Source organism: Pseudoalteromonas sp. SR45-5, from assembly GCF_014163565.1.
GTDB lineage: Bacteria > Pseudomonadota > Gammaproteobacteria > Enterobacterales > Alteromonadaceae > Pseudoalteromonas > Pseudoalteromonas distincta.
In genome coordinates this window covers 1-8,656 of the sequence record NZ_JACJDN010000104.1, presented here as the reverse complement: position 1 = coordinate 8,656, position 8,656 = coordinate 1, and the positions used below count along the sequence as shown (strand labels likewise).

At 40.4% G+C, this 8,656-nt stretch carries 7 protein-coding genes and 1 pseudogene; 6 read left to right on the top strand and 2 right to left on the bottom strand.

Going from position 1 to position 8,656, the window contains the following annotated elements; all coding sequences use genetic code 11:
- Window positions 1-210: 210 nt before the first annotated feature.
- Entirely contained in the window at window positions 211-891 is a 681-nt protein-coding gene (locus H5072_RS06105; protein ID WP_002960803.1) for a Fe2+-dependent dioxygenase, read from the bottom strand.
- 89 nt (window positions 892-980) lie between these two features.
- Window positions 981-3,161: a TonB-dependent siderophore receptor gene (locus tag H5072_RS06100; RefSeq protein WP_182693002.1), complete on the bottom strand. Its 2,181-nt coding sequence runs from the start codon at window positions 3,159-3,161 to the stop codon at window positions 981-983.
- A 217-nt stretch (window positions 3,162-3,378) separates the two neighbouring features.
- Between H5072_RS06100 and H5072_RS06095 the strand changes: the two genes are divergently transcribed.
- The 6 genes and pseudogenes from H5072_RS06095 to H5072_RS06070 all read left to right on the top strand — a co-directional run bounded on the left by H5072_RS06095 (window position 3,379) and on the right by H5072_RS06070 (window position 8,363).
- Window positions 3,379-4,152 (top strand): DUF3450 family protein, encoded by a 774-nt coding sequence (locus H5072_RS06095; protein WP_182693001.1) that lies wholly within the window; start codon window positions 3,379-3,381, stop codon window positions 4,150-4,152.
- Window positions 4,152-5,477, top strand: a complete 1,326-nt coding sequence (locus tag H5072_RS06090) for a MotA/TolQ/ExbB proton channel family protein (RefSeq protein ID WP_182693000.1) — start codon at window positions 4,152-4,154, stop codon at window positions 5,475-5,477. The genes H5072_RS06095 and H5072_RS06090 overlap by 1 nt, the downstream gene beginning before the upstream one ends.
- Window positions 5,470-5,850, top strand: coding sequence for a MotA/TolQ/ExbB proton channel family protein (locus H5072_RS06085; protein WP_182692999.1), 381 nt, complete (start codon window positions 5,470-5,472; stop codon window positions 5,848-5,850). Before H5072_RS06090 ends, H5072_RS06085 begins: the two co-directional genes overlap by 8 nt.
- Before the next feature lie 4 nt (window positions 5,851-5,854).
- A complete protein-coding gene (locus tag H5072_RS06080) occupies window positions 5,855-6,259 on the top strand; it encodes a biopolymer transporter ExbD (protein WP_036981164.1) in 405 nt (134 codons plus the stop codon).
- 1 nt (window position 6,260) lies between these two features.
- On the top strand, window positions 6,261-6,917 hold the full coding sequence (locus H5072_RS06075) for an energy transducer TonB (RefSeq protein ID WP_138488520.1): 657 nt from the start codon (window positions 6,261-6,263) through the stop codon (window positions 6,915-6,917).
- A gap of 19 nt (window positions 6,918-6,936) precedes the next feature.
- Window positions 6,937-8,363: pseudogene (locus tag H5072_RS06070) on the top strand (tetratricopeptide repeat protein).
- The last annotated feature ends 293 nt before the right edge of the window (window positions 8,364-8,656 follow it).

Genomic DNA, 8,656 nt, shown 5'->3' with positions numbered 1-8,656 from the left:
ACCTTATTGCACAAAGAGAAGTAAAAGAGGAATAAATGAGAAGAAACCAATACCTAGAAATTACGAGCTTCGCTCGTCACGCCAGCAAGCTGCGCGTCTACAGGTAATTTAACCACAGCGTTAAGTTTTGGCTGAAGGCGTAGCGCTTGCTCACGCGAAAAGCGCAGCTTTTAATTACTTATATCCAGTATTTAATAACGAGTATATTCGTTATGTCTGTGCCCACTGTCTTAGTAAGTTATGGTACACACCTGTTAATTGAATAATCTCTGGGCTATCTTCTACTTTGCTGCGCAAACTTTGAATCGACATATCTAAATCAAATAACAAACCACGTTTTTCGTCGCTGTTTACCATGCTTTGCAGCCAAAAAAATGAGGCTAATCTGCGCCCACTCGTTACAGGCATTACACGATGTAAACTCGTTGAAGGGTACAACACCATACTGCCTGCTGGGAGCTTTACACTGTGTGAGCCATAAGTGTCTTCAATAACAAGTTCTCCGCCCTCATAGTCTTCGGGGTCATTAATAAATAACGTCATTGATACATCTGTACGAATTTTTACTGGCGTACCCGGCACTTGTCTAATTGCATTATCTACATGCACACCAAACGATTGCCCGCCTTGATAGCAATTAAATAACGGAGGAAAAATTTTTGCAGGAAGCGCTGCCGACATAAACAAATTACTACGCGCAAGTGCTGCCATAATAATATCGCCAAGCTCTTGGCATTCAGGACTATTTTCAGGTAGCTGTAAGTTATTTTTTGCTTTGGTTGATTGATGACCTGCGGTAATACTGCCATCGGCCCACTGCGCTTTAAGCAAAACCTCATGGCAATACGCCACTTCTTCTTTCGTTAATAGCTCTGGAATTTTAACTATCATGTGCGCCCTCTCACATTTTCATCAAATAATTAAGGGCAGGTAATAGGCCTGCCCTTATGCTTACTTTTATTTTTTAATTTGTTTTAAAATTAAAAAGAGTAGCTCGCTGTTAAACTAAACTTACGACCATCACCTGGTACAAAGTGTCCACCACCTAACTGATCAACGTAATCTTTATCACCTAGGTTTTCACCATTAAGCTGCAGGCTCAAATCTTTTGATATGTCATACGCAACCATCAGGTCAAAAATAGTATAACCTGGCGCACGAGAGCGTGTTGACGTAGTGCCGTTGTAACGCTCACCTACATACTGCGCACCTAAACCAAACGATAACTTATCCGACATATCGTACGTAGTCCAAACACTTGCGCTATTTTTAGGCGTACGCGCAAGCTCGTTACCAATTTGAGTTGCGTCGTCGCCTAATGCTTCAGTTACTTCGCTATCTTGGTAAGTGTATGAAGCAATTACAGTCCACTCTTTAGTAATTAGGCCCGTTGCTGAAAGCTCTAAACCTTGAACGCGCTGTTCACCACCAAGTATTTCGTCACTTGAGCTATCTGCAAATGGGTCATCAGTACGGGCATTGGTTTTTTCAGTACGGAAAAGTGCAGCATTAGTTTGCAGGCGGCCATCCATTAGGCTCCATTTAGTTCCTAATTCATAACTACGGCTTTCTTCTGCGTCTAAATCAGCTGCATTTGAACTCGTAGATACCGTTAGGCTTTCCGCCGATGGATTAAATGAATTACCTGCGCCTAAATACACACTGCCATTTTCTGTAGGTTTATAAACTACAGCTGCATTCCAGCTAAATAAATCGTCACTTGTAGAAATTAAAGCGCTTGGATCATTGTAATCGTTGTGATAATCCGTAGTGAAGCTATCAAAGCGAATTCCACCTGTAACTTCCCATTGCTTGTTAAGCGTCACTGTATCAAATGCATAAATAGCTTGGTTTTTAGCTTTAGCTTCAATGCTTGTACCGTCACGGCCGTACACACCCGTAAATGCAATTGTTGCATCAGGGTTGTATAAGTCATTGCGTATTCCATCTTCAATCAGGTTATCAGGCGTAGTTGCAACAAAGTTATGGCGTGTAAACGTTTCATTTGCAAGTTCAACACCCACTACTACGTCGTGAGTAAAGCCAGCAAATTCATAGTTACCAATTAAATCAACTTGAAGTGCAGCAAGTGAATTTTCAGTATCACGTGTTTTTTCATCTGCAAAGGTAATGTCAGTGTCTGTTGTAACCGAGAAATAACGCGGTGCAGTTGTTACTGATTCACGCTTAACTTTACCTAAACGACCTTGCACACGTAACGTAGTATTTTGAGAAAAATCATACTCATAACGAGCTGTTGTTGAGTAGGCTTCAATATCTTCGTAATCACGGTAAATATTACCGTAAAAGTTATCAAAGTCGACAGGAGAAGGTGAGCGTGCACTATCTGCAAGTTCAGCTACTGGCGTATCACTGTAAACCCAAGGAATACCATAATCTGGTAAATTGTCTTGGCGTTGATACTCTAGGTTTAAATCAAAACGGCTGTTTGTACCAAGCCCTGTTGCAAATGCAAACGCAACAGCATTTGTTTCGTTTTCAATATGATCGCGACCTGCAACATCACCTTTATCAGTAAGAAGATTAATACGTAGTGCGCTTGTGTCGTTTACTTGAATGTTAGTATCAAAACGACCACGGTAATCGTTTTCTGTACCTAAACGTAGCGAAACGTCGTTAAAGTTGTCTAACTTCGCCTTTTTACTTTCTAAATTAACACTGCCACCTGTTGCGCCACGACCAGAAACAGCTGAACCTGGGCCTTTTGCAACTTCAACGGCTTCAATGTTGTAAATATCGCGTGTGTAACCTGCAACATCACGAATACCATCTACAAAAATATCATTTGTAGCACTAAAACCACGAATCGACATGCTATCGCCAGTAGGTGAGCCACCCTCACCTGCTGCTAAAGAAATACCTGAAACATTACGCAAAGCATCACGTAGGCTATCTACGTTTCTGTCTTTCATTACCGCTTGGTTGATTACTGTTACCGTTTTAGCTGTATCGAGTAGCGGTTGAGTGTATTTATGCGACGTTGATTTTTCTACAACATAACTAGACTCAGTTTTAGTTTCTGCTTTGGTTACCGATAGTTCTTGAACATCCTGTGCACTTGCCCAAGTTGAAAGCGTAGCTGTAACAACCGCTGCAATTGGCTTCACGTACGCATTTCCTTTATTCGATGGCTTACTCATGGTTACTCCGTAGTTTTTATTAAGCACTTAACTATTGTTAATTTAAGGTACATATTTAATTTCGGCGAAATCCTACCACTCAAACAAAGCAATGTAAACGATAACTGTTATCAATTGCATTGTTATGTGAATTCCTATATTGTATACACACTTAAAAATTAACAGTAATTACGTCCTTGTAATTGCTTGTCGTAACTTTCAGGATTGTTGTTAAGTAATGCGAAGCTTAATTAAACCAATTAGCGTAGTTATCGCGCTTTGTAGCACTATGGCAGTAAAAGCCGACACTGTTAGTGAGCTAGAACAACTCGTTAATAAATGGCTACAAATAGAAAATCAAAACACAGAATTAAATACTCATTGGCTTGAACAAAAAAGCAGTATGGAGCAAACCTTAACGCTTCTTAATGCCGAGCAGCAGCAACTTAGCGAGCTTAATCAGCGTAGAAAAAAAAGCACCAGTGAGCTTGCCCAAAAACGCGAACAGCTTGTAACTCAGCAATCAGAGCTTGAAAATGATCAACAGCAATTAAATGATCAACTAGCACGTATTTCTGGGCAATTACTTTCATTACAAGTGCAACTCCCCCCGCCACTTTTGAGTAGTTGGAAAAACGCCGGTGATTTAAGCGATTCAAAACTCAGTACAACTGACAGACTACAAACAGCACTAAAAATGCTGACTCTACTTAATGATTTTCAACAACGTATTTCTATTCACGAAATGGCTATTAAACACCCTGACGGGCAAGAAGTATGGGTTAAGCAGCTTTATTTAGGTGCAGCTCAAGCATGGTTTGTAAGCGAAGACTTAAGTTATGTAGGTATTGGTTTTCCAAGTGATTTAGGTTGGCAGTGGGAGTTTGATCCAAGCATTAATGCAGAACAAGTTGCACTGGGTATTGCTGTACAGCAAAAAAAGCGCGCTGCTGATTGGGTAACACTCCCAATATTAAGTTATGTAAATAAAAACCAGCAAGGGGCTAAATAATGGCTACTAACAGCATAATTAAAGTATTTAGCGCCACAGTTTTACTTTTTAGTGCAAACATATCTTTTGCAGCTAGCAGTGATGATACTAAACAAAGTATTTTAAATGATATTAAAACAGCGCAACATACTCTAAATAAAACTCAAAATAGTATTTCAAAAGAGCAAGCGACCCTTTCAAAGCAAATTTTTACCAAGCAGCAATCGCTCAGTAAATTACGGGAACAAGCAGCCGTTAATCGCCGCCTAGCTGACGAAAACACATTAAGTCTTGATCAGTTACAAACCCGATTAGACACTTGGCAACAGCAGCAGCAATATCAATTAAACTTACTTAGCCGTTTTGTACGCCAAAACACCAGCAATAGTGCTAGCAGTAACGAGTCGGCTAATAGCCAAAACGAGTTATTAAGCCGTGTTGTATCGCTAATTAATAATCAAGAGCAAGCACTTTATCCACAGTTAAAAAAACAATCGGTTGTGCTAAGTAATGGCGAATTAAGCCAAGCTAATACCCTTCAAGTCGGGCCTGTTGCATGGTTTAGTACGCAAACACCTAAACTTATGGGTTTATTAAATTTAGATGATGAATCTAATGCATTAAAAGTAGCGTTAGTACAATCAACAAGTGACGACAACCCACTCGATAATACTTTAAAGCAAAACGGTGTAGGCTCTACATTACTTACTTTTGATCCTAGTTTAACGCACTTAGTAACTAGCCAAGCCCAACAAGAAAGTCCGCTTGAACACCTAGAAAAAGGCGGTTTATGGGCTATCCCTATTATTTTATTTGCCTGCTTTGCACTAACCATTGCGCTATTAAAAGCCGCACAACTACTGCGTTTAAGTAAAATTAAAATGCACTCTCAAATGCAATTACAGCAATTTTTTAAAGCTGAAAATAGCAGTGAATTTGCAGGCATGCAGCAGCAGCTATTTAACTTAACGCTGCAAAGCGAAAAAGGCCAAGTACGAGACGATCAATTATTTAATCAGTTAATTCATGATAAGCATAAACTCGATAACTTTATTGGCGCTATTGCCGTTACGGCTGCAGTAGCCCCACTACTTGGCTTGTTAGGCACTGTTAGCGGCATGATCGAAACATTTAAAATGATGACTTTGTTTGGCTCAGGCGACCCAGAAGTTGTATCGGGCGGTATTGCACAAGCACTTATAACAACCGAATTGGGTTTAGTCGTTGCCATCCCTGCATTGGTATTAAATGCACTGTTATCGCGTAAAGCAAAAGCGTACTACAGCCAACTAGAAGGCTTTGCATTACAGCTAAGTCAACTAGAGAAAGGAGAAACCAATGTTTGAGAAAATCGTTAGTAACCCTATTTGCTGGTGTATTCTTTTACTCGCTTTATTTGTATACCAGCTGATTTTTCATGACTTACTGCACCTTAAACAATACCAAGCGCAGCGCAAAGGTTATTGGCAAGAAGTTAGCTCTATTTTAACTGCAGCGCTTCCGCTACTTGGTTTATTAGGCACCATTGTTGGTTTGCTTGATACATTTAAAGTAATGGCGCTGGGCCATAACGAGTTAATGAGTGACGCCATTGGTGACGCATTACTAACAACTCAACTCGGCCTTGTGTGCGCTATTCCTGCGTGGTTAATGCAAGCTTACTTAGCGTATTCGCAGAGTAATCCTAAATTACATACGTTAAGTAAACAGTTAGGGTAACACTATGCAATCACGATTAAAGCACAAGCTAGAGCAAGAAGCGGGGCAACATATTGATATGTCGCCGCTACTTGATGTGGTATTTATATTGCTAATATTTTTTATTGTTACAACCGTATTTGTACGCGAAAGCGGCGTTGAAGTTGATAAACCACAAGCCGTATCGGCCAGTCGTCTTGAGCAGCAAGTTATATTTTTAGCAATAACCGACAACCAACAAGTATTTTTTGATGGCAGCCAAATTGGTGTTGCTGGTGTACGTAGTAGTGTCGAGCAAATGTTAAAACAGCAACAACGCCCTGTGGTTATTCAAGCTGATAAAACAGTACCTACTGAATTACTTGTTCAAGTAATTGACGAAGCAAAGCTGGCAGGCGCAGCGCAAGTTAACTTGGCTACGAAACAATAATATGCACACGATTAACCCGCTTCAAAAAACAAAAAACAATCGCCATCCGCTGTTTGCATTTGGCCTTAGCCTCATTGTGCTTAGTGCTGCATTACTGCTTTTATGGCTTGGGCAACTTGCTGAACATCATATACAAGACAAAGTGGTTGTACGTGAGATTGCCATGGTGGCACTGCCACCTCCGCCACCTCCATCAATATCACAACAGCAAACAAGTGAGCCAATGCAAAGCTTAGCGGTAGAAGGTGCAGGCGCGTCAATTCAAGCCGTAAAAATTAAGATAAAGAGTGATTTAAGTATTGTAAAACCCGATACACCCAACGTAAAAGTAAGCGCGCCACAATGGCAATCAATGAGTGTAAATTGGGATGCATTTAGCTTAAATCAACTCGATGGTCTCCCCACTTTACTTACTCCCGTCAAGGCCGTTTTACCAAAAAGCTTAACCCGCCGAGGTGTTGATGTATTTACTGTAAAACTCGATGTATTTATTGATGAAAGTGGCAAGTTAAGTTTAATTGAGGTAGTACAAAACCCATACCCTGAACTTAAACCAGCTATCGACAAAATTATTAAACAAAGCCGCTTTAGTGCACCTAAAAAAGAAGGTGAAACCGTACGCGCTCGCTTTATTTGGCCAATCGAATTTAAACCTTAAGCCTATTAAAATGAAAAATATGAATATATTTAAAACGCTAAAACCATTAACTTTTGCACTGTTTACGACTGTAATGTGCTCACTCCCTTTATTAGGTGTAAGTAGCGTGCATGCAAGCGCTGCTAGTACGCCATTAAAAAGTGCGCCACTAAAAGTAACTTTATCGCCTAGCGATCCAACATGGCAGTTGGCTATAAATAATAAATTACTAGGCCCTACAGAGGTCCTTATTGAGCCGACCGAGCGCGGTTTTGCTCGCCAAGTACAACCACTATTACAAGCCGGTAATTACAGTGAAGTTGCGGCGCTATTTAAAGGCCGTGATATAAGCCAAGATAGCACTGCTTTAAACTTATTACGTGCACAAGTTCTGCTTTCAACAAAAGACTTTAATACGCTGAACTAGCGTACCTAGCGTGTTTAAAAGCCTCACCTGATTTAGTAAAAGCACACCAAGGTTTGAGCCTTTTATACATGCAACAAGCAAAGTATGACAAAGCACAAATACACCTAGTTCACAGTATTGAACTTGGCCAAGCTGATGCACAAAGTTATGCGCAACTTGCTTATATACACGTGCAGCATAGCCAACCTTGGAGCGCAGTAGCGGCGTACCGCCAGGCGCTTATGCTAGCGCCAGAAACAAGCCAATATCAACAAGGGCTATTGTTTGCGTTAATTGAATCGGGTGATTTAAGTCAGGCAAATGCGTTACTAAAAGAATTACTTAATAAAAGCCCTGATAAAGCTGAACTTTGGCTGCAACGTGCACAAATAGCATTACAGCTTGATCAAAAAAAGCAAGCGCTTGCTGCTATTGAAGTAGCCTTAAAACTCAACCCTAAAGATACCAGTAACCAGCTTTTAGCAGCCCAGCTGCATTTAACTGAAGGCAGCACTGAACGCGCAGTGAGTTTATTAAAGCAAGGTTTAAAACACGCCACTAAACAGCAGCAAGTTGAGGTTATTAACACCACGATGCAAACTTTAGGCTGGCTTGTATCTCAACAAAAATGGGGTTTAGCTAAAGAGCTAATAGGCAGCGCAAAAAGATTAACTAAGCAGCTACCCCGTGATGAACAAGCGCAGTTTTCTGTATACAGCGCACAAATTGCTATGCAACAAGGTAATACTAAACGTGCTCTTAGAAGCTTAAATAATGCACTTAAAATAAACCCGAATTTAGGTGATGCCCTACTTAGTTTAGCGAGTATATATCGTAGTAAAGGCCAACTTACCCAAGCTAAACTTATGTATGTTCGTGCACAAGCTCTACCTGATTACCAACTATCGGCGTGGCTTGGATTATCGCAAATAGCAATTGATTCTAAAGACTACCCGAGCGCGCTAAAGCATCTTAGAAAAGCATTACAAGCCAACCCACAACGCCAGGACTTAATTACTAATATTCGCGCCCTTGAGAATATAGTGCGCCAAGAAGGGTAAGTTTAACGCCGTGGTTAAACTGACTTGTACATACAGCATCTACTTAAATAAAAGTGTGCTTGGATACCATTCAGTTTCTGAGAATAGAATATCAGGACCTTATCTACGGAGCAGTATTAAATACTAGACGCACAGGCAAGCTCACTGACTTCGATGTGATAAATGATAGCTAATCATTTATCAATGAGAGATACAAGACGCACATCTTGCTGGCGTGACGAGCAAAGATCGTAATTTCTATGCTTTAATGTCTTCTCATTTACTCCTCTTTGTGCGATAAGATCTTAAGTGAT

Excerpts from the sequence above, each read along its gene's own strand:
- H5072_RS06105 (WP_002960803.1), bottom strand. The coding sequence starts at position 891 with ATGATAGTTAAAATTCCAGAGCTATTAACGAAAGAAGAAGTGGCGTAT.
- H5072_RS06100 (WP_182693002.1), bottom strand. The coding sequence starts at position 3,161 with ATGAGTAAGCCATCGAATAAAGGAAATGCGTACGTGAAGCCAATTGCA.
- H5072_RS06095 (WP_182693001.1), top strand. The coding sequence starts at position 3,379 with ATGCGAAGCTTAATTAAACCAATTAGCGTAGTTATCGCGCTTTGTAGC.
- H5072_RS06090 (WP_182693000.1), top strand. The coding sequence starts at position 4,152 with ATGGCTACTAACAGCATAATTAAAGTATTTAGCGCCACAGTTTTACTT.
- H5072_RS06085 (WP_182692999.1), top strand. The coding sequence starts at position 5,470 with ATGTTTGAGAAAATCGTTAGTAACCCTATTTGCTGGTGTATTCTTTTA.
- H5072_RS06080 (WP_036981164.1), top strand. The coding sequence starts at position 5,855 with ATGCAATCACGATTAAAGCACAAGCTAGAGCAAGAAGCGGGGCAACAT.
- H5072_RS06075 (WP_138488520.1), top strand. The coding sequence starts at position 6,261 with ATGCACACGATTAACCCGCTTCAAAAAACAAAAAACAATCGCCATCCG.